Consider the following 19,890-nt stretch of genomic DNA (forward strand, 5'->3'; position numbering starts at 1 on the left):
CCCCTACCGGAAGCTCTTCGCGATCTGGTCGATGCCCAGATAGCGGGTGTAGACGGCTACCAGCCCGCCGAGCAGGGCGAGCAGCACCAGCGACAGCGCCGAGCCCAGCGGCCAGTTGAGCTGGGTGACGATCGCCTCGTAGACGAGGTTGGCGAACATCGCGTCGGTGGGGCCGCCGAGGATCATCGGGGTGATGTAGGTGCCCGCCCCGAGCACGAAGCACAGCAGGCAGCCGGCGGCGAGTCCGGGCAGCGACAGCGGCAGGGTGACCTCGCGGAACGCCTGCCAGCCGGTGCAGCCCAGGGACTTGGCGGCGTCGGTGAGGCTGCGGTCGATCCCGTCCAGGCTCACGTAGATGTTGAGGATCATGAACGGCAGCAGGAAGTGCACCAGCCCGAGGATCACGCTGGGCTCGTTGTAGAGCATCTGCAGCGGCTCATCGATGATCCCGAGCCACTGCAGCAGCGCGTTCACTGCGCCGGAGACGCCGAGGATGCTGATCCACGACATCGTGCGGATGATGTAGCTGATCCAGAACGGCAGCATCAGCAGCAGCAGGAGGTAGGCGCGGTGGCGGAAGCGGGTGTAGGCGATGAAGTAGGCCGGGATGTAGCCGAGCAGGGCGCACACCAGCGTGGAGATGCCGGCGATGCGCAGGGTCTGGCCGAGGATGTCGCGGTAGAACGGGTCGGTGAGGACCTCGCGCCAGTTGTCGAGGTAGAAGCCCGCCTGCTCGGCGCCGGTGCCGGTGCGCAGCCAGAACGAGTAGACCACGATGAAGCAGGCCGGGATCGCCAGCAGCAGCGTGACCGCGGTCAGCGCGGGTGTCAGCAGCACCCACGGGCGGCGGTCCCCGCCCGCCGTCGCCGTTGTCGCCATGGGTCGTCCTCCTGTGGGGCGGGGTGTTGTCGTGTATGGGTTGCGCCCGCCCCGCGGTGGTTGATTTCAGTTAAGTAAGGGGTTAGGCATTTCGCAAATAGATAATCGGAATGCAGCGCATAGCGATATGCTATGTTCGGGACGGAGGACAGACGCCCGAGGAGCCCGCGTGACCGGCAGCGACGACCCGAGACAGCCGCTACGGCGCAATTTCGACTGGAATCTGCTCTACACTTTCCTGGTGATCGTCCAGGAGGGCTCAATCACCCGCGCGGCGGAGCGCCTGCTCTTTCGCCAGCCGACGGTGAGCAACGCCCTGCGCCGGCTCGAGGAGCAGCTCGGCAAGCGTCTGGTCGATCGTGGTCCCGGGCGTTTCGAGCTCACCGAGCACGGCAGCGTGCTCTACCGGGAGTGCCAGGAGATCTGCGGCTCCATCGGGCGGCTGCGCCAGCTCCTGGACGACGACGGTGCCGAGCTCACCGGCCACCTCACCATCCACATGGCAAGCCACGTGGCGTTTCCACCCCTGGACGACACGCTGGCGGCGTTTCACGCCCACTTCCCCCGCGTGACCCTGGACATCGAGATCGGCACGTCCAGCAACGTCACCCAGGCGGTGCTCGCCAAGGAGGCGACCCTGGGGATCTGCCTGGTGCACGAGAAGCACCCGCGGCTGGACTACGAGCTCCTTTACCGCGAGCACTTCGGTTTCTTCTGCGGTCCCCGCCACCGGCTGTTCCAGCGCCGCGGGCTGCACCTGGAGGACCTGGGCGGCGAGACCTTCGTGTCGTTCCGCACGGACCAGCTCACCGACGCGCTGCGCCCGGTGGCGATGCTGCGCGCACAGCTCCCGGTGCAGGGGCCCACGGTGGGGACGTCGTCCAACCTGGAGGAGGTGCGGCGGATGATCGTCGCGGGGCTCGGCATCGGCCCACTGCCGATCCACGTTGTCGACCGGGAGGTGCGCGACGGTGTGCTCTGGCAGCTCCCGCCGTACGACGAGCCGCCGGCGGTGGACATCTACGTCGTCACCAACCCGCGCTCACGCCTCGGCCGTGCCGAGCGGCTGTTCCTGGAGTTGCTGATCGCCCGTGCCGGCGTGCACGAGCAGGGGGCGCTGGAGCTGCCGGGCAACCGCCGGCTGCCGCCCCGGACGGGGTAATGGCCACGGCCCGGGCGGGGCCGCGGCCGGGCCGTCACCCGTGGCTGATGCGGGTGCCCAACACGGTGAGGAACTGCGCGATCCAGGCCGGGTGGGCCGGCCAGGCGGGGGCGCTGACGAGGTGGCCGTCGGTCACCGCGTCCGTGACCTCGATCTCCGCGTACTCGCCGCCGGCGAGGCGCACCTCCGGCGCGCAGGCAGGGTAGGCGGAGACCCGCCGGCCGCGGCCGACACCGGCCGCCGCCAGGATCTGCGCGGCATGGCAGATCGCGGCGATGGGCTTGCCCGTCTCGTCGAAGTGGCGCACCGCGGCGAGGACCCGCTCGTCGAGGCGCAGGTACTCCGGCGCCCGACCGCCGGGCAGGCACAGGGCGTCGTAGTCCGCCGGGTCGACGGCGTCGAAATCGCTGTTGAGCGCGAAGTTGTGGCCGGGTTTCTCGGAGTAGGTCTGGTCGCCCTCGAAGTCGTGGATCGCCGTGCGCACGCTCTCGCCGGCGCGCTTGCCCGGACACACGGCGTCGACCGTGTGTCCCACGGCCTGGAGTGCCTGGAAGGGCACCATGATCTCGTAGTCCTCGCCGAAGTCGCCGACGATCATCAGGATCCTGCGTCCGCTCATGACGGTCTCTCCCTTGCTGCCAGAGGTTATGGGATCACGGTCCGGTATCGGCGGCGGCCGTGTCGCGGTCGCTGCCGCCCCGTGCCGCCGTCAGACTGCGCTTGGTGCGACGCAGCCGTTCCAGCGCCTCGTCGCCGCCGGCGACGGCAAGTCCGGCGGCGAGGACGTCGAGGATGGCGAGGTGGACCAGCCGCGACATCATCGGGGTGTAGAGATCGGTGTCCTCGTCGGCCTCGGCCCCGAGAACGACGCTGCATTGCGCCGCCAGCGGCGAATCCGCGGCGGTGACGCCGATCACCGCGGCGCCGTTGCCCCGTGCCCGGGCCACGCTCTCCACGATGTCACGACTGCGTCCGGTGTGCGATATCGCCACGACCACCGCGTCCGCCGGGACGATGGCCGCGGCCATGCCGTGGACGTGGGGGTCGGTATAGGCCACCACCGGGATACCGAGGCGGAAGAGCTTGTGCTGCGCGTCCGCGGCGACGACGCCGGAGGCGCCCTGGCCGTAGAGCTCGATGCGGCTCGCGCCGGCGAGCAGGGCCACGGCGGCCTCGATGCGTGCGGTGTCGAGGCTGCGGCGTGCCTGCAGCAGGGTCGCCACGGAGCGGTCCATGACCTTTGCGGTCAGGGATGCGATATCGTCGTCCCGCTCGATACCGCTGATCATGCAGGCGTCGCCGCCGGCGGCGTCGCGGGCCAGGGCCAGACGGAACTGCTGGAACCCGCTGTGGCCCAGCGCTCGGCAGAAACGCACGACCGTGGGCTCGCTCACGCCGGCCCGGGCCGCGAGTGCCGCGATTGGCGCCTCGGGCACCGCGCCGGGGTCGGCGAGCACGCATTCCGCGACCTTACGCTCGGAGCGGCGCAGGCCCGGCAGGGCGGCGCGGATCCCGGCGATCACGGAACGGGCCCCGGTGGTGGCGATCTCGTCCGGGTGCGGCGTGCTCATGCGGGTCCTCCCGGCGTGTCCGCCCAGTAGAGCTCCACTGGGCAGTCGGCCTGCCGGGCGACGGCGGCGATGGGCAGCGGCTTCGTGGTGCCGGCATCGGCCAGGGCCTGGTCGAAGACCGCGCGCTTGTCGTGGCCGGTGAAGTACACGATCAGGCGGCGGGTGGCGGCGAGCCGTGCCGCGGACTGGGAGAGCCGGCCCTCGGGGGCGACCGGGGCGGTCACCGCGGCGCAGTCGGCGTCCGGCCCGCCGGGGAACCGTCCGGGGAAGAGCGACGCGGTATGGCCGTCCCCGCCCATGCCCAGGATCACGACGTCGTATGGTCGGGGCAGGCCGGCGAGGCGCTTGCAGCACGAGCGTGTCGCCTGCGCGGCGTCGCCGCCCGGGTCGCCCGCCAGGGGCACGAAACGCGCCGCCCGGGCCGCGCCGGCGAGCAGGTGCGTGTGCACCAGGTGCGCGTTGCTCTGGGGATCGTCCGCCGGCACCCGGCGCTCGTCGGTGAGCGTGACCATCACCGACGACCAGGGCAGCTCGATGCGGGACAGCGCCCGGAACAGGGCGACCGGCGTGCGCCCGCCGGGCACCACCAGTGTGGCGACGCCGCGGGCGGCCACGGCCTCGGTGAGGCTCGCAGCGACGCTCTCCGCCAGCGCGTCGGCGAGGGCGTCGGGGTCCGGGTGCTCGGCAACGCGGACGTCGGGTGTGGGGGCGGTGCGGGAGGGCATGTTCACGACTCCTCCCGCCAGGCCGAGCCGTTGCGTCCCAGCAGGGCGCTGGAGGCGGCGGGGCCCCAGGTGCCGGCGGTGTAAGGTTTGGGCTCGTCCTCTGTCTCCCGCCAGGCGTCCAGGATCGGGTCGACCCATTCCCAGGCGGCGGCGAGCTCGTCACGGCGCATGAACAGGGTCAGCGAGCCGCGCAGGACGTCCATGAGCAGCCGCTCGTAGGCGTCGGGCTGGCGCGCCTTGAACGCCTCGGCGAAATCGAGGTCCAGGTACACCGGGCGCAGCCGCATGCGGTTGCCCCGGGACTTGGCCATGAGGTAGAGGCGCACGCCCTCGTCGGGCTGGAGCCGGATCACCAGGCGGTTGGGCTGGGGGCCGGCGCCCATGCCCTCGAACAGGTTGTGGGGTACGCCGCGGAAGTTCACCACGATCTCCGCGAGGCGCTGCTGCAGGCGCTTGCCCGTGCGCAGGTGGAACGGCACTCCGGACCAGCGCCAGCTCGCCAGCCCCGCCCGCACTGCGACAAAGGTCTCCGTGGTGCTGGTGGCGGGGATGCCGGACTCCTCGCGGTAGCCGGGCACGGGCCGGCCGTCGACGGCGCCGGCGCGGTATTGCCCGCGCACGGTGTTGCGCAGGGCGTCCGCGCCGTGCAACGGCTCCAGAGCGCGCAGGACCTTGAGCTTTTCGTCGCGCACGGCGTCCGCCTCGAGGCTGACCGGCGGCTCCATGGCGACAATGCACAGCAGCTGCAGCAGGTGGTTCTGGACCATGTCCCGCAGCGCGCCGGTGCGGTCGTAGAAGGCGCCGCGGCCCGCGACGCCGCCGTCCTCGGCGACGGTGATCTGCACGTCGCTGATCCACTCCCGCCGCCACAGCGGCTCGAAGAGCATGTTGCCGAAGCGCAGGGCCATCAGGTTCTGAACCGTCTCCTTCCCCAGGTAGTGGTCGATGCGGTAGATCTGGGATTCGGAGAAGATCGCGCCGATGCGCTCGGAGATCGCCGTGGCGGAGGCGAGGTCGTGGCCGAGGGGTTTCTCCAGTACCACCCGCGATGCCGGCGTGACCAGGTCGCTGGCGGCGAGGTTGTCGCAGATGCCGACGAACAGCGCCGGGCTCGTCGCCAGGTAGAACACCCGGGTGCGCTCGGGGTGCGGGGCGAGCCATTCCGCCAGCCGACCGTAGTCCGCCGGCGTGCTCGCGTCGACCTGGCGGAAATCGAGCAGCTCGGTGAAACGTCGCCACTGCTGGACATCGAACTCCTCCGAGGGCACGAACTCGCGGCACTGGGCCTCGGCCTGCTGGAGGAATCCGTCGCGGTCGAGGGCGCTGCGGGAGAGCGCGAGGATGCGTCCGTCGTCCGGGAGTTCGCCGTCGCGGTGGCGCTGGTAGAGGGCCGGGACGAGCTTGCGCATGGCGAGATCGCCGGTGCCTCCGAAGATGATCAGGTCGAATGGCTCGACAGTGGCCAAGGTGTGCCCCTCCGTCGGGATGGTTGGCGCCGTCGGGGTGACGGTATGTAGTAAAATTACACACTGATGGGTGATAATCCAAGCGATAGACGGTTTTTCGTCTGGGGTGTAGGCATTTTTGACGCCGCAACCCAGAGGGGCTACCGTTGTTGTAGTTTTATTACATAACCGTGACCGTCCCCGGAGCCCCGTCCATGACAGACGTCCATCCCGTACTCACCGAGGTGTGCGAGCGCATCCGCGAGCGCAGCCGTGAGCGCCGCCGCGACTACCTGGCCGGCATCGATGCCGCCGGCCACGAGGGGCCCGTTCGCGCGGGCCTGTCCTGCACGAATCTCGCCCACGCCTTCGCCGCCGCCGGCGATTCCGACAAGGCGTCGCTGCGCGGTCTGCAGCGGCCGAACGTCGCCATCGTCTCGGCGTACAACGACATGCTGAGCGCCCATCAGCCGCTGGGGGATTTCCCGCCGCTGATCCGGCAGGCCGCGCGGGATGCCGGCGCGACCGCGCAGTTCGCCGGCGGCGTGCCGGCGATGTGCGACGGCATCACCCAGGGCCAGCCCGGCATGGAGCTGTCGCTGTTCAGCCGCGACACCATTGCCATGGCCACGGCGATCGCGCTGTCGCACAACGCCTTCGATGCAGGGCTCTGCCTGGGCGTGTGCGACAAGATCGTCCCCGGGCTGCTGATCGGGGCGCTGCACTTCGGTCACCTGCCGTTCGTCTTCGTCCCCGCCGGTCCCATGCCCTCGGGGCTGCCGAATGCCGAGAAGTCCCGCATCCGCCAGCTCTACGCCGAGGGCCGGGTGGATCGGGCGGCGCTGCTCGAGGCGGAGTCGCAGTCCTACCACGCCCCGGGCACCTGCACCTTCTACGGCACGGCGAACAGCAACCAGCTGCTCATGGAGGTCATGGGTCTGCACCTGCCCGGTGCCGCGTTCGTGAACCCGGGTATGCCGCTGCGCGATGCGCTCACCGTTGCCGCCACCCGCCGCGCGGTCGAGCTGCGCCACGGTGGCGAGGAGTACACCCCGGTCGGCCGGGTCGTCTGCGAGGAGTCCATCGTCAACGCGGTGGTCGGCCTGCTCGCCACCGGCGGTTCGACCAACCACACCATCCACCTGCCGGCCATCGCCCGGGCGGCGGGCATCGAGCTCACCTGGGACGACTTCGCCGAGCTCTCCCGGGTGGTGCCGCTACTCGCACGGATCTACCCCAGCGGCAAGGCGGACGTGAATCACTTCCATGCCGCCGGCGGCATGGCCTACCTGATCGACCAGCTCCTGGACGCCGGGCTGCTGTTCCCGGACGTCATGACCGTGGCCGGCTCCGAGGGGCTGCGCCATTACCGCCGGGAGCCCTACCTCGCCGAGGGCGGGGTCGCCTGGCGCGAGCCGGCGGCGGAGAGCCTGGATACCGCGGTGCTGCGCGGCTGCGACGCGCCGTTCGACGAGGAGGGCGGGCTGCGGCTGCTCACCGGCAATCTCGGCCGCGCGGTGATCAAGGTCTCCGCGGTGGAGCGGGAGCGCTGGTGCGTGGAGGCGCCGGCGCGGGTGTTCGAGAGCCAGGAGGCGCTGCTCGAGGCGTTCTCCCGCGACCAGCTCAACGAGGACATGGTGGCGGTGGTGCGTTTCCAGGGGCCGGGCGCCAATGGCATGCCCGAGCTGCACAAGCTCACGCCGCAGCTCGGCGTGCTCCAGGACCGCGGTTACCGCGTGGCACTGGTGACCGATGGGCGCATGTCCGGCGCCTCCGGCCGCGTGCCGGCGGCGATCCACCTCACGCCGGAGTCCACGGCCGGCGGCGCACTCGCGCGGGTGCGCGACGGCGACCGCATCCGCCTCGATGCCGGCGCCGGGACCCTGGAGGCCCTGGTCGATGCCGACGAGTGGGCCGCGCGGTCGCCGGCGGCGGCGCCGGATGCCGGCAGCCGCGGCATGGGTCGCGAGCTCTTCCAGATCTTCCGCGCCAACGCCACGCCGGCGGAGGCCGGCGCGCGGGTGTTCGATCTCGATGGCGCGGCCCAGCACGGAGGTGGCTGAGATGACGGGAATGGACGGGATTGTCTCCCGGGTGAACGTGATCCCGGTGCTCGCCGTGGACGATGCCGACTCGGCGGTGGAGACGGTACGCGCCCTGGTGGCGGGCGGCCTGCCGGTGGTGGAGATCACCCTGCGCACGCCGGCGGCACCCGCGGCGATCCGGGCGGCGGCGGACGTGCCCGGCGCGGTGGTCGGGGCGGGGACCGTATTGAACGCCGCCGACCTCCAGGGGGCCGTCGATGCCGGGGCGGCGTTCGTCGTCAGCCCCGGTGCCACGCCGTCGCTGCTGACGGCCGCGCGCCACAGTGGTGTGCCGTTCATGCCGGGCGTCGCCACGCCCTCGGAGGTGCAGGGGGCGCTCGAGGCGGGGTTCACCCACCTGAAGTTCTTCCCCGCCGGGGTGGCGGGGGGGATCGCCATGCTGCGCGCACTCGCGGGCCCCTTCGCCGACGTGCGTTTCTGCCCCACGGGCGGGATCGATCCCGCCTCCGCGCCGGACTATCTCGCCCTCGACAACGTCGTCTGCGTGGGCGGGAGCTGGCTCGCGCCGCCGGCGAGCGTGGTGGCCGGGGACTGGGCCGGGATTACCGAGCGGGCGCGGGCGGCCGTGGCCCTCGGTGACGGCGGGACGCTGGGTCCGGGCGTGCCGGGGGGCGGGCGTGAGCAGCGGTAACGACGGGGCACGGCCGGCGATCGCCGTGTTGGCGAGCCGCAGTCTTCGGCTGGGCCCGGACAGTCCGGCGGCGCGTTTCATCCGCCGCTTCGAGCCGTACTTCCGCGCGGTCCTGCGCCCGGAGCTCCATCTGCTCGAGGGCACGTACCGCTCGCTGCTGCGGTGCGGTCTGCTGCACGACTACGAGCCGGTGGTGCGGGTCCCGCCGGGGGGCGAGGGCGGACTGGTGGCGCTGAGCGACCGGGTCGTCTCCGGGCTGCCCGACGGGCGCCGGCTCGATGCCGTGGTGTATTTCTCGGACCCGCGGGACGCCACCTCGCTGTTCCCGGACAGCCTGGCGCTTAAGCGCGAGTGCGTGGTCACACGCACGCCGTTCCTCGCCTCCGAGGCCGCGGCGGTGGCGTGGTTCGGTCTCGACTGGCTGGCCCGGGACGGGCGCAGCGCCGCTGCCGGCCACATCGACGACGCCGCGGCCAAGGCACTGGGCATGCGCGGCGATCCGGCCGACGAGGCCGTCGCCCTGATCGCCCACGACACCCTCAAGACGGAGATGCTGGCCTTTGCCGACGAGCACCGGGGGTTCCTCTCCCGGTTCGGCGCGCGGCTCGGCACGGGGACCACCGGTGCGCTGCTCAACGGCCGTATCCCGGAGCGCCTCGGAGAGCCGGCGCCGGAGGTCGAGGACCTGACCGCGCGTCTGCGGGACCTCTCCGCCGGCGGCGACTGGGTCAGGGGCATGGCCAGCGGTCCCCGCGGTGGCGACGTGCAGATCGCCGAGCTCGTGCGCCAGCGCCGCTGTCAGGCGGTGGTGTTCTTCGAGGACCCCCACGTCTCCCGGGAGCACGAGGCGGACATCCAGCTCATGGAGCGGGCCACGCGCATCCCCGGCAACGAGGTGCTCTGCCTCCACGATCCCGCGACGGCCCGCGAGTGGGCCGCACGCCACCAGCGCTGCGAGGCCGCCGGCCGGGACGGCTGGGTGACGCTGATCGACGCCTGCCGCCGGCGCTGGGGCGTGGAGCTGGTGCCGGTGGCGTCCGCGGACCACGGCGGCGACGCGCGCACCGCGCAGCTGGAGGCCGCCGCGTGGTACATCCGCGCCCTGGTCTCCGAGCGTGCCCGGGGCATGGCCTCCAGCGCGGCACGGCTGCGTGTCGGTGTGGGCGACGGCGGGCTGCTCGGTGAGCTCCTGGACGTCATCGCCTCGCTCCCCGAGCGGCTTCAGGCCGTGGACGACGCCCGTGGCGACTTCGCCATGCCGCTGGTCCGGCGGGGATACCGCCGCATGGCCAACGTCGAGGTCGTGCCGGAGGGCGATGCCGCGGGTGCGGTGCGCAATGCCGGTCACCTCGCCGCGGCGCTGTCGGCGACGCTGGCGACGCCGGCGGCCGGGGCGGACGGCGTCGACGTGCGGATCGCGACGCTCTCGCAGCGGTCGGGGGACACTGGGGGAGCGGGGGACCGCCGCCGTTCCCCCGGCGACGACGTGCTCGTGGTTCCCCCCGGGGTGCCCCCGCGGCTCGCCGGTCAGGTCGACGGCGGCGGGGTTACCACGGTGATCGCCATGGCGCGGGACGTGCGCGCCGCGCTGACGGAGCAGACGCCGGGATAGGGCGGTGCCGGGCCCGCCGCGGGGCCCGCACGTCTAGCGGGAGAACCGCGCCGAGACGCTCTGGAAGGCCTGGCGGAAGGTCTCCGTCACCCGCTCCACGGTCGCTGCCTCATCGGCCGGGTCGACGTCGAACTCGGCCCACCATTCGCCGAAGGTCTGGCCGGATTCCGTTACCGGCCAGAGGCGCATCTGCGAGACGTAGTTGCGCACGGGCATGCCCGCCTCGAGGATCCGGTACGCGCACAGGTATTCCCGGTCCGAGAGGGCAAGGAGCTCCTCGCGGATGCGCCCGCCCTCGTGGTCGACGAAGTTGCGCACGCACCCGACCTGATCCGCGGGGCGGCCGTCCTCGATATGGCTTTCCGCGAACATCGGATGGTAGTCCGGCAGGCCGTTGAAGTCCCGGAGCACGCCCCAGGCCTGTTCGATGTCCGCGTCGAGCACCATGGTTACGTAAACCCTTGCCATCGTCTCTCTCCTCCTCGGTGATCCTGCGGGGTCAGGCGATGTCCTTGAAGCGCCGGATCTGGTCGGTCAGCGCGATCTCCGTGGGCAGGCGCTCCATGCTGCTCGCGCCGTAGAAGCCCTGGCAGTGCTCGCTGTTGCGCAGCACGTAGCTCGCGTCGTCGGGGTTGGCGATCGGTCCGCCGTGGCAGATAACGAGCACGTCCGGGCGCACGCGCTTGGCCGCCTCGGCCCATTCGTCGATCAGTGCCACGCACTCGTCGAGCGTCCGCGAGGACTGTGCACCGATGCTGCCGCCGGTGGTCACGCCCATGTGCGGCACGATCATGTCGGCGCCGGCGCGTGCCATCTCGACCGCCTCGTCGGCGGAGAACACGTACGGCGTGGTCAGCAGGTCCAGCTCATGGGCCTGGCGGATCATGTCCACTTCCGTGGAGAAGTTGATGCCGGTCTCCTCCAGCGAAACCCGGAACGTCCCGTCGATGATGCCCACCGTCGGGAAATTCTGGACGCCGGAGTAGCCGAGCTCCTTCAGCTCGCGCAGCAGCTTGGGCATGATCACGAACGGATCGGTGCCGTTAACGCCCGCCAGCACCGGTGTGTGCTTGACCACCGGCAGGATCTCGCCGGCCATGTCCTGGACGATCTCGTTGGCGTTGCCGTAGGCCAGCAGCCCCGCCGAGGAGGCCCGGCCCGCCATGCGGTAGCGCCCGGAGTTGTAGACGACGATCAGGTCGATGGCCCCGGCCTCTTCGCACTTGGCGGAGATCCCGGTACCGGCGCCGCCGCCGATGATGGGTTGGCCGCGTCGCGCCATTTCCTGGAATCGCTCGACGAGGACCTTGCGCTCGACTCTTGCCATTGTCGGTTCCTTTGCTTGCGTGTCGATTGCCGTGCCGGACCCGGGTTACCGGGTCTGCGGCGACGTTCCGTTACCGGCAGGGGCGCGCGCGCCGTCGCCGGACCCCGCCCCGGTCCAGCGCGTGAGCACGCGCTCGAGGACCCGGCGGGTGCGGGCGTCGACGCCGAAGATCCCGTTCGGGAAGTTCTTGACGACGACGACGAAGATCAGGCCCACCACCGTCCAGTAATGGCTGGTGCCGAACCACTGCTGCATGAGGTAGCTGACGACACTGATCAGCACGGTGACGAGGATGCCCCCGATCAGCCCGCCGACCAGGCTGGATACCCCGCCGACGAGCGCGGACAGGACCACGATCAGCGACGCCGTCAGGCCGGCGACGTCCGGGCTCACCACACCGTGGTAGTAGACGCCCAGCACCCCGGCGAGGCCGGCGATGACGCCCGAGAGCACCATCAGCAGCCAGCGGTGCAGCTGGACGCGGAAGCCGAGGGCCCGCATGCGCTCGGGGCGGTCGCGTATACCCTGGAGGGTCAGGCCGAAGGGGGTGCGCAGCAGCCAGCGCAGGCCCAGGTAGCTCGCCGCGGCCACGATCACGGTCACCAGGTACAGCGGGGCCGCGTCACCCAGCGAGAAGCCGGCCACCTCGGGGGCCTGTATGCCGGCGACGCCGTTGTAGCCGCCGGTCACGGACTGCCACTGCATCGCCACGCCGAAGAACATCTGCAGCAGCGCCAGGGTCATGATCAGGAAGTAGATCCCCGAGGAGCGCACGGCGATCAGCCCGAACAGGCCGGCCAGCACCGCGGCGGAGAGTACTGCCAGCGGCACCGTGAGCAGGGCCGGCAGGCCCATGTCGTGGCCGCCGATGCCGACCACGTAGGCGGCCATGCCGTAGAAGGCCATCTGCGCCAGCGAGACCATGCCGCCGAAGCCCGCGAGGAGGCTGAAGCTCATCGCGACCATGCCCGTGATCAGCCCGCTGGTGAGCAGCTGGAGCTGGAACGTGGTCCCGAGTAGCGGGTAGAGCACCGCCAGGGCCATCAGCACGGCCGCGGTCGTCACGTCGCGGCGGTTGCCGCGCCGGGCGGTGTCCGCCAGCCGCTCATTGAGGGACGTCCGGATCTCGGTATGCATGGGCCTATCCCCTCTCGACGGAGCGCCCGAACAGGCCCTGGGTGCGGAATGCCAGCACCAGGATCACCGTTCCGCTCAACAGGAACATGGACAGCTCGCTGAAGTAGGCGCGCCCGAAGCTGTCGATCAGCCCGACGATCACCGCACCCACCGCGGAGCCGAGGAGGCTGCCGAGGCCGCCGATCACCACCACGAACAGCGCGATGGTGAGGATCTCGAAATCGGTGCCGGGCTGAAACGCGAGGTAGGAGCCGCCGATGGCGCCGCTCACCCCGGTGAGCGCGCCGCCGAGCATGAACACCTTGAGGAACAGACGGTCGATGTCGACGCCCGTTGCGGCGACCATCTCGCGGTTGTCGACCCCCGCGCGGATGATCCGGCCGAGCTGGGAGCGGAACAGCAGCAGGTAGAGCGCGACGCCGATGAACAGCGCAAACGCGATCACGAACACGCGATAGCCCGGGTAGGGGATGCCGGCGATGCGAACCGCCTGGCTCACCGCCTCCGGCGGCTCCAGGGTCAGGGGCAGGCCGCCCCAGATCCACAGGCACAGGTCGCCGATGGTGATCGCGAGCCCCAGGGTGAGCAGGGTCTGCGGCAGCTCGCCGTCGACGCCCCGGATCAGGCGCTGGAGCACCAGGGCGATCAGCGCACCGGCGAGCCCGGCGCCGCAGACCCCGGCTACCCAGCCGACACCGCCGAGGGCGGGCAGCCAGGCGGTGACCCAGTCCGTGACCGTCCGGGAGACGGTGTAGCCCACGTAGGCGCCGAGCAGGTAGATGGCGCCGTGGCTCAGGTTGAGGACGCGCATGAGCCCGAAGACCAGGGTGAAGCCGCTCGCGATGGCGAACAGCAGCGCGCCGTAGGTAAGCCCGTTCATCAGGGTCAGAACGAACTGGAAATAGCTTGGCATTGGTGTTTCCTCCGCTGCCGCACGGGCGGCGGTCAGTCGTTCATCGTGACGCCGAGCAGCTGCTGCTGGAGCGCGCTGTCCGCCTCGAGCTCCCGGGGCGGGATACGCGCCTCCAGGCGGCCGGAGACCATGATCAGCAGCTCGTCGGCTACCGCCGTCGCCATGCGCAGGTTCTGCTCGATCAGCAGGATCGCCATGCCCGAGGCCGCCAGGGTGCGCAGTTTCTCGATCAGCGGCTCCACGATCACCGGGGCCAGCCCCTCGGAGGGCTCGTCCATGATCATCAGCGACGGGTTGGTCATCAGTGCCCGTGCGATGGCCAGCATCTGCTGCTCACCGCCGGACAGGTGGCCGGCATGGACCGTGCGGCGTTCCTCCAGGCGGGGAAAGAGCTCGTAGACCCGGCGCATGGTCCATTCCCCCTCGGTACGACCCGCCAGCATGCGCAGGTGCTCGTCGACGGTGAGCGAGGGGTAGATGTCCCGGCCCTGGGGGACGTAGCCCACGCCCCGCGCGGCCACCCTGTGGGGCGCTTGATTGGTCACCGCGTCGCCCCGTACCCGGACCTCGCCGTCACTGACCGGGACCAGGCCCATGATCGAGCGGGCCAGGGTGGTCTTGCCCATGCCGTTGCGCCCGAGCAGGCAGAGGACGCCGCCGTCGTGCTCGAAGCTCACGCCCTGGAGGACGTGGGCCGAGGCGTAATAGACGTGCAGATCGTCGATGGAGAGCAACGCGCTCATGCCGCTTCGCCTCCCCCGCCGAGATAGACCTCGCGGACGAGCGGGTCGTCCACGATCTGCTCCGGGGTGCCCTCGGCGACCAGCGCCCCGTCGCTGAGCACCACCACGCGCTCGGTCAGGGCCAGGGCCATGTCCATGTCGTGCTCGATCATCACCAGCGAACAGTCCCGGGAGAGCCCGGAGAGCAGTCCCGTCAGGGTCGCGCGTTCCTCGGGCGAAAGGCCGGCGGCGGGCTCATCCAGGAGGATCATCCGCGCGTCCTCGCCCAGTGCCAGGCCGATCTCGAGCTGTCGGCGCTCGCCGTGGGACAGCGCCGCCGCGGTGGTCGTGAGATGCCCGGAGAGACCGACCATGTCCGCGGTGTGCTCCACCTGCGCCCAGCGCGCCCGGGCCGAGCGCAGCGACCGGCCGACCGTGAGGTGGCCGCGTCCGCCAGGACCGAGGGCGCCCAGAAAGAGGTTCTCTGCGACGCTCAGGTTGTCGAACAGCGCGGACTTCTGGTAAGTGCGCCGCAGCCCGCGCCAGACGCGGGCTGCGACCGGGTGCCGGGTGATGTCCTCGCCGAAGAGCTCGATGCGTCCCGAGCTCGGCGGGATGTCCCCGGCGATGAGGTTGAACAGTGTGGTCTTGCCCGCCCCGTTGGGCCCGAGGAGCGCGCAGCGCTCCCCGGGCTCGAGGTCGAGGTGGACGTTGCTGACTGCGGTGATCCCGCCGAACTGGCGGCTCACGCCCGTCAGCTTCAGTGCCGCATCCATCGTGCGCCTCCCTCGAGCGCCCCGGCTGCCTTACGGGCAGCTCGGGGTGTCGCGGTCATAGGCCGGCGCAGCCTGGTACTGCTCCGGATCGAAGGTCCAGAACTGGCTCACCCGCGAATAGGTCCGGATGGGCACGTTGCGCCACTCGCCGTTCACCTTCTCCACGCGGTTGAGGTACACGTCCGGCACCACGTTGTGATAGCGGTCGAAGGAGACGAACGAGCCCGGCGCCTGGAAGCTGGTCTGCAGCAGTTCCTTGCGCAGTGCCTCCTGGTCCTCGACATTGCCGTCGACGTCCTCCAGCGCAAGCAGCGCCCACTTGGCGGCGCGGTAGTAGTTCTCCACGAACAGGGACGGCGGACGCCCGCGCAGCTCGCCGAACTTGCGGTCCAGCGATTTGTAGGCGTCGTTGTCGAGCTGACCGGACATGATCGAGCCGGATACCACGCCCTCCATCAGCGGACCGATGGAGGCCAGCTGGGTGCCGTCCACGGTGACGGTGCCGCCCAGGATGTCCATCTGGTCGAGCAGACCGAAGTCGTCCATCTGGCGGATGAAGTTCACCGCGTCGGTACCGCCCAGGGCGACGAACAGCGCGTCGACATCCGGCGGGATCTGTGCGACGGCGGAGCTGTAGTCGCTGGTGCCGATGGGGACCCAGATCTTCTTGGGCACGCTGCCGCCGCGGGCGCAGAACGTCTTCATGAAGCCGCCGACCTGCGCGTACGGAAAGGCGTAGTCCTCGGCCACGATCGCCACCTTGCGGTAGCCCTGGTCATAGGCGTAATCACCGAGGGGGAAGGTCGGCTGTGCGCCGGTGTAGGACGTGCGGAACACGTTGGGCGCGACCCCGCGCATGGTGATGTCCTCGGCGGCGGAGCCGGCCACGATGATGGTGGCGTCCGGGAATTCGCCGGCACCCTTCTTCACCGCCAGGCCGGCGGCGCCGCTCAGGGGGCCGAGAACCACCTGTGCGCCGTCGCGGTTTACCAGCGCGCGGGTCTTCTCGACGGCGACACTGGGATCCATGGCGCTGTCCTCGATGAACAGCTTCACCGGCCGGCCGTTGATCTCGCCGCCGAACTCCTCAACCGCCAGCTTCACGCCGTCGACGCCGTCGGCGCCCATCTGGGCGAATGCCCCGCTGAGGCTCGCCATCACCCCGATGCGAATGGGTTCCTTGTCCTGTGCCATGAGCGGCGAGCTCACCATGCCGAGGGCCATGCCGCAGCCGGCGATGGCCGCGGTCACTCTGGTCGTGACTCTCATCTCTCTCCTCCGTCGGGCGTATCGCCCGGTTCTGGTTGTCGGTCCGCCCGGTGCCGGTCCGTCTGGCCCGGGCCTCCGTGCTGCGCCCCGCTTATACCGATAAGCACATGCCGCACCGTGCCGTCGCGGATCCCCCCGGCGGCGGTGCGGGGCGGCGGTTCCGCCCCTGGGGCGGCAAGTCCGGTCGGCGCCGCGATCAGCCCCGTTTCGGGCACGCTTGCACCCCTCGCAGGGGTCTGGCGTTATGATTCGTGGCGCGTGACCGTGCTTGAAACCTAGTACGCGGCGAGAAAGGCGGGCCATGGCTGCAAGACACGACGACCTGTCCGAAACACACATCGTGGGTGAGGACACACAGCAGTGGATCGTCCGTGCCGAGGACTGTCCGTCCCTGGCGGGCAGGCACATCTCCCATGTGGGTGTCGGCGATGCCGCCGTGCCCTACCGGATCGTGCGGCTGCGCCTCAGCGGGGCCTATATCCATGCCTGCCTGGGGGGTGAGGGGGTGATGCTGCTGGACGGACGCTGGCGGCGCATGGGTCCGGGCATGATGTCGTTCGCGCCCGCTCATGGCCTGCACGCCTTTCATGCGGTCCCCCGGAGCCGCTGGCAGTACTGCTGGGTACGCTATCTGCCGACCGCGCCGCGCTCCGTGGTGGGCACCATGGCGCCGGTCATGGGTGCGTTCCGGGCCGAGCCGCTCAAGCACGCGATCCTGGGTCTGCACAGCGAGGTGTTCCTGGGCGAACACGACCCCGCCGCGTGCGTGCTCTGGATCGACAGCATCGAGCGTTACATCTCGCGGTTCGCGGATCCGTGGCGCAACGACCGGCGCATCGTGGCGGTCCTGGAGCGTGTCGAGGCCGGGCTTGAGCAGCGCTGGACCGTGGAGTCCATGGCGGCGATCGCCCACGTCAGCGCCGAGCACCTGCGGCGGATATGCCAGGCCGCGTTCGGCCGAAGTCCGATGCAGCAGCTCGCCCACCTGCGCATGCAGCACGCCGCCCACCAGCTCGCCACCACCGAGTTCAGCATCGAGGCGATCGCGCGTTCGGTGGGCTATCACAGTGCATTTGCGTTCTCCAAAACCTTCAAGCGGATGACCGGGGTGTCGCCCTCGGATTTCCGCGCCCGTTCGACCGCCGTCACGGCTGCGCCGGGGGACTGAGCGCGCGGCGCGGGCACCGACCCGCCCGTGTGCGTTTCGGACAGGTGGTTGCGTTTCTGGACCATTCCGGCGGTGCCACGTTTTGCGGCAGCGTCAGGGCATCGACGCGATAACAAGATGCACAGCGACGACACGGATGCCCGCCGGTGCCGGGGTCCGGGAGCGAGGAGAGCATGACCACTGCCTATCTGATCGGCACGTGCGATACGAAGGCTGAAGAGCTGTCGTACGTCGCCGGATGCCTGCACGCCTGGGGAATGGATACACGGGTCGTCGACATCGGTACACGTAGCGACGCCGGCTGGGTGGATGTCCCGGCCGCCGAGGTGGCCGCGTACCACCCCGAAGGGGCTGCAGCCGTGCTGGTGGACGACCGGGGCAGGGCGGTATCCGCCATGGCCACGGCGCTGGAGCGCTTCCTGCCGGAGCAGGGGGATGTCGCCGGCGTGATCGCGCTGGGGGGATCCGGGGGTACGTCCGCCGCGGCGCCGGCGATGCGGGCCCTGCCCATCGGCGTGCCCAAGATCATTGTCTCCACGGTCGCGTCCGGGAACGTGCGCCGCTACGTCGGACCGGCGGACATCATGATGATGAACGCCGTCACGGACCTTGCCGGACTGAACAGTGTCTCCCGGCGCGTGCTCGCCAACGCGGCGAATGCACTCGCCGGAGCGGTCCTGGGGGACGTACCGTCCGCCGGCGATCAGCGCCCGGCGGTGGGGCTGAGCATGTTCGGCGTCACCACCGAATGCGTCGGGCGGCTGGTCGACGCCCTTTCCGCCGATTACGAGCCACTGGTCTTTCATGCCACCGGCGTTGGTGGCGAGTCTCTGGAAAAGCTCGTCGACACCGGCGCGATTGGCGCGGTGCTCGACGTCACGCTCACCGAGGTCTGCGATCTGCTGATGGGCGGTGAGCTCTCTGCGGGCGAGGATCGTCTCGGCGCGGCCATCCGCACGCGCATCCCCTTCGTGGGGTCCGTGGGCGCACTCGACATGGTGAATTTCGGTCCCCGCGAGACGGTCCCGGAGCGTTACCACGACCGGCTGTTCTACGAGCACAACGCGCAGGTCACGCTCATGCGCACCACCGCCGAGGAAAACCGGCGCATGGGGTACTGGATCGCGGACCGTCTCAACCCCATGGAGGGGCCCGTGCGCTTCGTGCTGCCGGAGGGTGGTGTCAGCGCAATCGACCGCCCGGGCCAGCCCTTCCATGACCCGGAGGCGGACCAAGCGCTGTTCGACGCCGTCCGGGAACGTTTCCGTCCGGCGCCGCAGCGCCGCCTGGTCTCGACGCCGTACAACGTCAACGACCCGGAGTTCACGCGGGAGCTGCTTGTGTGTTTCGAGCAGGTCATGCACGGCGGCTGACGCGTGCCCCGACGGATGAACGGAGTCCGGGTAGCACGGCAATCGCGACGAGAGGCAGCAATGACGATCAAGGTAGGCATCAATGGTTACGGGCGTATCGGCCGTAATGTGCTGCGTGCGCTCTACGAGACGGGGCGCAGCGACGAGCTCCGCGTGGTGGCGGTCAACGACCTTGGCGACGTGGAGACCAACGCCCATCTCACGCGCCACGACACCACGCACGGCCGCTTCCCCGGCGAGGTGGCGGTGAGCGAGGGGGCGCTGGAGGTGAACGGCGATCGCATCGAGATGCTCAGCGAGCGCGACCCGGCGAAACTGCCCTGGGGCGAGCTCGGTGTGGACGTGGTGCTGGAGTGCACGGGGCTGTTCGCGAGCGGCGAGAAGGCGTCCGCGCACCTGGCGGCCGGCGCCCGCAAGGTGGTGATCTCCGCGCCCGCGGGCAGCGACGTGGACGCCACGGTGGTCTACGGGGTCAACCACAGCGACCTGCGCGAGGACCAGGCGATTGTCTCCAACGCCTCGTGCACCACCAACTGCCTGGCGCCGGTGGTGAAGGTGTTGAACGATCGTATCGGCATCGAACACGGGCTGATGACCACGGTGCACGCCTACACCAACGACCAGGTGCTCACCGACGTCTACCACAAGGACCCGCGGCGGGCGCGCAGCGCGACGTCCTCGCAGATCCCGACCAAGACGGGGGCGGCGGCGATGATCGGGCAGGTGATCCCGTCGCTGGCGGGGCGGCTGGACGGCTATGCGATCCGGGTGCCGACGATCAACGTCTCGATGGTGGACCTGACCTGCGTGCTCTCGCGCGAGAGCAGTGTCGAGGCGGTGAACGCGCTGATGCGCGAGGCGGCCGAGGGCGAGCTCGCGGGGGTGCTGGGGTATAACGAAGAGCCGCTGGTCTCGGTGGACTTCAACCACGACGCGCGCTCGTCGGTGTTCGACGCCACGCTCACGAAGGTCACGGGCGGGACGCTGCTGAAGGCGTGCGCATGGTACGACAACGAGTGGGGCTTCTCCTCGCGGATGCTCGACACCACCGTCGCGCTCATGAACGCCGGGCGGT

General features: G+C 70.4%; 19 protein-coding genes. 7 read left to right on the top strand and 12 right to left on the bottom strand.

What is annotated here, in order from left to right; all coding sequences use genetic code 11:
- Positions 1–3: 3 nt before the first annotated feature.
- A complete protein-coding gene (locus tag ACEZHJ_RS01995) occupies positions 4–879 on the bottom strand; it encodes an ABC transporter permease (protein ID WP_259203560.1) in 876 nt (291 codons plus the stop codon).
- Positions 880–1,048: 169 nt separating this feature from the next.
- Between ACEZHJ_RS01995 and ACEZHJ_RS02000 the strand changes: the two genes are divergently transcribed.
- Positions 1,049–2,041 (top strand): LysR family transcriptional regulator, encoded by a 993-nt coding sequence (locus tag ACEZHJ_RS02000; RefSeq protein ID WP_375036185.1) that lies wholly within the window; start codon positions 1,049–1,051, stop codon positions 2,039–2,041.
- Between the two features lie 34 nt (positions 2,042–2,075).
- Here ACEZHJ_RS02000 and ACEZHJ_RS02005 read toward each other — a convergent pair whose 3' ends face one another.
- The 4 genes from ACEZHJ_RS02005 to zwf are packed head-to-tail and all read right to left on the bottom strand — an operon-like array spanning position 2,076 to position 5,803.
- Positions 2,076–2,660: a DJ-1/PfpI family protein gene (locus ACEZHJ_RS02005; RefSeq protein WP_375036186.1), complete on the bottom strand. Its 585-nt coding sequence runs from the start codon at positions 2,658–2,660 to the stop codon at positions 2,076–2,078.
- A 34-nt stretch (positions 2,661–2,694) separates the two neighbouring features.
- On the bottom strand, positions 2,695–3,612 hold the full coding sequence (locus ACEZHJ_RS02010) for an SIS domain-containing protein (protein WP_163143124.1): 918 nt from the start codon (positions 3,610–3,612) through the stop codon (positions 2,695–2,697).
- The gene (gene pgl / locus ACEZHJ_RS02015) at positions 3,609–4,337 is read right to left on the bottom strand and encodes a 6-phosphogluconolactonase (RefSeq protein WP_375036187.1); all 729 of its coding nucleotides are present in this window, start codon (positions 4,335–4,337) and stop codon (positions 3,609–3,611) included. Before pgl ends, ACEZHJ_RS02010 begins: the two co-directional genes overlap by 4 nt.
- A 2-nt stretch (positions 4,338–4,339) precedes the next feature.
- The gene (zwf, locus tag ACEZHJ_RS02020) at positions 4,340–5,803 is read right to left on the bottom strand and encodes a glucose-6-phosphate dehydrogenase (RefSeq protein ID WP_375036188.1); all 1,464 of its coding nucleotides are present in this window, start codon (positions 5,801–5,803) and stop codon (positions 4,340–4,342) included.
- 194 nt (positions 5,804–5,997) lie between these two features.
- Here zwf and edd point away from each other — a divergent pair, with 194 nt between their 5' ends.
- From edd to ACEZHJ_RS02035, 3 genes are read left to right on the top strand one after another with little or no spacing between them, the layout of a single operon-like run.
- Positions 5,998–7,845 carry a phosphogluconate dehydratase gene (gene edd, locus ACEZHJ_RS02025; protein WP_375036189.1) on the top strand — a complete coding sequence of 616 codons (1,848 nt, stop codon included), beginning with the start codon at positions 5,998–6,000 and terminating at the stop codon, positions 7,843–7,845.
- A 1-nt stretch (position 7,846) separates the two neighbouring features.
- Positions 7,847–8,518 (top strand): bifunctional 4-hydroxy-2-oxoglutarate aldolase/2-dehydro-3-deoxy-phosphogluconate aldolase, encoded by a 672-nt coding sequence (eda, locus tag ACEZHJ_RS02030; protein WP_375036190.1) that lies wholly within the window; start codon positions 7,847–7,849, stop codon positions 8,516–8,518.
- Positions 8,505–10,130 carry a methylglyoxal synthase gene (locus tag ACEZHJ_RS02035; protein WP_163143089.1) on the top strand — a complete coding sequence of 542 codons (1,626 nt, stop codon included), beginning with the start codon at positions 8,505–8,507 and terminating at the stop codon, positions 10,128–10,130. The genes eda and ACEZHJ_RS02035 overlap by 14 nt, the downstream gene beginning before the upstream one ends.
- Before the next feature lie 33 nt (positions 10,131–10,163).
- Here the strand turns inward: ACEZHJ_RS02035 and ACEZHJ_RS02040 are convergent, their stop codons facing one another.
- The 7 genes from ACEZHJ_RS02040 to ACEZHJ_RS02070 are packed head-to-tail and all read right to left on the bottom strand — an operon-like array spanning position 10,164 to position 16,274.
- The gene (locus tag ACEZHJ_RS02040) at positions 10,164–10,598 is read right to left on the bottom strand and encodes an SRPBCC family protein (protein WP_375036191.1); all 435 of its coding nucleotides are present in this window, start codon (positions 10,596–10,598) and stop codon (positions 10,164–10,166) included.
- Between the two features lie 31 nt (positions 10,599–10,629).
- Entirely contained in the window at positions 10,630–11,457 is an 828-nt protein-coding gene (locus ACEZHJ_RS02045; RefSeq protein WP_018719483.1) for a phosphoenolpyruvate hydrolase family protein, read from the bottom strand.
- A 45-nt stretch (positions 11,458–11,502) separates the two neighbouring features.
- On the bottom strand, positions 11,503–12,594 hold the full coding sequence (locus ACEZHJ_RS02050; protein WP_018719484.1) for a branched-chain amino acid ABC transporter permease: 1,092 nt from the start codon (positions 12,592–12,594) through the stop codon (positions 11,503–11,505).
- A gap of 4 nt (positions 12,595–12,598) precedes the next feature.
- Complete coding sequence (locus tag ACEZHJ_RS02055) at positions 12,599–13,507, bottom strand: branched-chain amino acid ABC transporter permease (RefSeq protein ID WP_018719485.1); 909 nt, start codon at positions 13,505–13,507, stop codon at positions 12,599–12,601.
- 32 nt (positions 13,508–13,539) lie between these two features.
- Positions 13,540–14,250, bottom strand: coding sequence for an ABC transporter ATP-binding protein (locus tag ACEZHJ_RS02060; RefSeq protein ID WP_163141760.1), 711 nt, complete (start codon positions 14,248–14,250; stop codon positions 13,540–13,542).
- Complete coding sequence (locus tag ACEZHJ_RS02065) at positions 14,247–15,005, bottom strand: ABC transporter ATP-binding protein (protein ID WP_018719487.1); 759 nt, start codon at positions 15,003–15,005, stop codon at positions 14,247–14,249. The genes ACEZHJ_RS02060 and ACEZHJ_RS02065 overlap by 4 nt, the downstream gene beginning before the upstream one ends.
- 30 nt (positions 15,006–15,035) lie before the next feature.
- Entirely contained in the window at positions 15,036–16,274 is a 1,239-nt protein-coding gene (locus ACEZHJ_RS02070; protein WP_375036192.1) for an ABC transporter substrate-binding protein, read from the bottom strand.
- 301 nt (positions 16,275–16,575) lie between these two features.
- On the opposite strand from ACEZHJ_RS02070, the gene ACEZHJ_RS02075 reads away from it, so the two are divergent.
- The 3 genes from ACEZHJ_RS02075 to gap form a co-directional block, all read left to right on the top strand.
- On the top strand, positions 16,576–17,442 hold the full coding sequence (locus ACEZHJ_RS02075) for an AraC family transcriptional regulator (RefSeq protein ID WP_375036193.1): 867 nt from the start codon (positions 16,576–16,578) through the stop codon (positions 17,440–17,442).
- A gap of 173 nt (positions 17,443–17,615) precedes the next feature.
- Complete coding sequence (locus ACEZHJ_RS02080; RefSeq protein ID WP_163143055.1) at positions 17,616–18,815, top strand: Tm-1-like ATP-binding domain-containing protein; 1,200 nt, start codon at positions 17,616–17,618, stop codon at positions 18,813–18,815.
- Positions 18,816–18,875: 60 nt separating this feature from the next.
- Positions 18,876–19,890, top strand: a 1,015-nt coding sequence (gene gap / locus ACEZHJ_RS02085) for a type I glyceraldehyde-3-phosphate dehydrogenase (protein ID WP_375036194.1), incomplete at its 3' end; no start/stop codon positions are given.

It is taken from the genome of Arhodomonas sp. KWT2 (assembly GCF_041949875.1).
Classification (GTDB): domain Bacteria; phylum Pseudomonadota; class Gammaproteobacteria; order Nitrococcales; family Nitrococcaceae; genus Arhodomonas; species Arhodomonas aquaeolei.

Excerpts from the sequence above, each read along its gene's own strand:
- ACEZHJ_RS02005 (WP_375036186.1), bottom strand. The coding sequence starts at position 2,660 with ATGAGCGGACGCAGGATCCTGATGATCGTCGGCGACTTCGGCGAGGAC.
- ACEZHJ_RS02080 (WP_163143055.1), top strand. The coding sequence starts at position 17,616 with ATGACCACTGCCTATCTGATCGGCACGTGCGATACGAAGGCTGAAGAG.
- ACEZHJ_RS02040 (WP_375036191.1), bottom strand. The coding sequence starts at position 10,598 with ATGGCAAGGGTTTACGTAACCATGGTGCTCGACGCGGACATCGAACAG.
- ACEZHJ_RS02055 (WP_018719485.1), bottom strand. The coding sequence starts at position 13,507 with ATGCCAAGCTATTTCCAGTTCGTTCTGACCCTGATGAACGGGCTTACC.
- ACEZHJ_RS01995 (WP_259203560.1), bottom strand. The coding sequence starts at position 879 with ATGGCGACAACGGCGACGGCGGGCGGGGACCGCCGCCCGTGGGTGCTG.
- ACEZHJ_RS02050 (WP_018719484.1), bottom strand. The coding sequence starts at position 12,594 with ATGCATACCGAGATCCGGACGTCCCTCAATGAGCGGCTGGCGGACACC.
- edd (WP_375036189.1), top strand. The coding sequence starts at position 5,998 with ATGACAGACGTCCATCCCGTACTCACCGAGGTGTGCGAGCGCATCCGC.
- eda (WP_375036190.1), top strand. The coding sequence starts at position 7,847 with ATGACGGGAATGGACGGGATTGTCTCCCGGGTGAACGTGATCCCGGTG.
- ACEZHJ_RS02010 (WP_163143124.1), bottom strand. The coding sequence starts at position 3,612 with ATGAGCACGCCGCACCCGGACGAGATCGCCACCACCGGGGCCCGTTCC.
- ACEZHJ_RS02075 (WP_375036193.1), top strand. The coding sequence starts at position 16,576 with ATGGCTGCAAGACACGACGACCTGTCCGAAACACACATCGTGGGTGAG.
- ACEZHJ_RS02065 (WP_018719487.1), bottom strand. The coding sequence starts at position 15,005 with ATGGATGCGGCACTGAAGCTGACGGGCGTGAGCCGCCAGTTCGGCGGG.
- ACEZHJ_RS02070 (WP_375036192.1), bottom strand. The coding sequence starts at position 16,274 with ATGAGAGTCACGACCAGAGTGACCGCGGCCATCGCCGGCTGCGGCATG.
- ACEZHJ_RS02045 (WP_018719483.1), bottom strand. The coding sequence starts at position 11,457 with ATGGCAAGAGTCGAGCGCAAGGTCCTCGTCGAGCGATTCCAGGAAATG.
- ACEZHJ_RS02060 (WP_163141760.1), bottom strand. The coding sequence starts at position 14,250 with ATGAGCGCGTTGCTCTCCATCGACGATCTGCACGTCTATTACGCCTCG.
- pgl (WP_375036187.1), bottom strand. The coding sequence starts at position 4,337 with ATGCCCTCCCGCACCGCCCCCACACCCGACGTCCGCGTTGCCGAGCAC.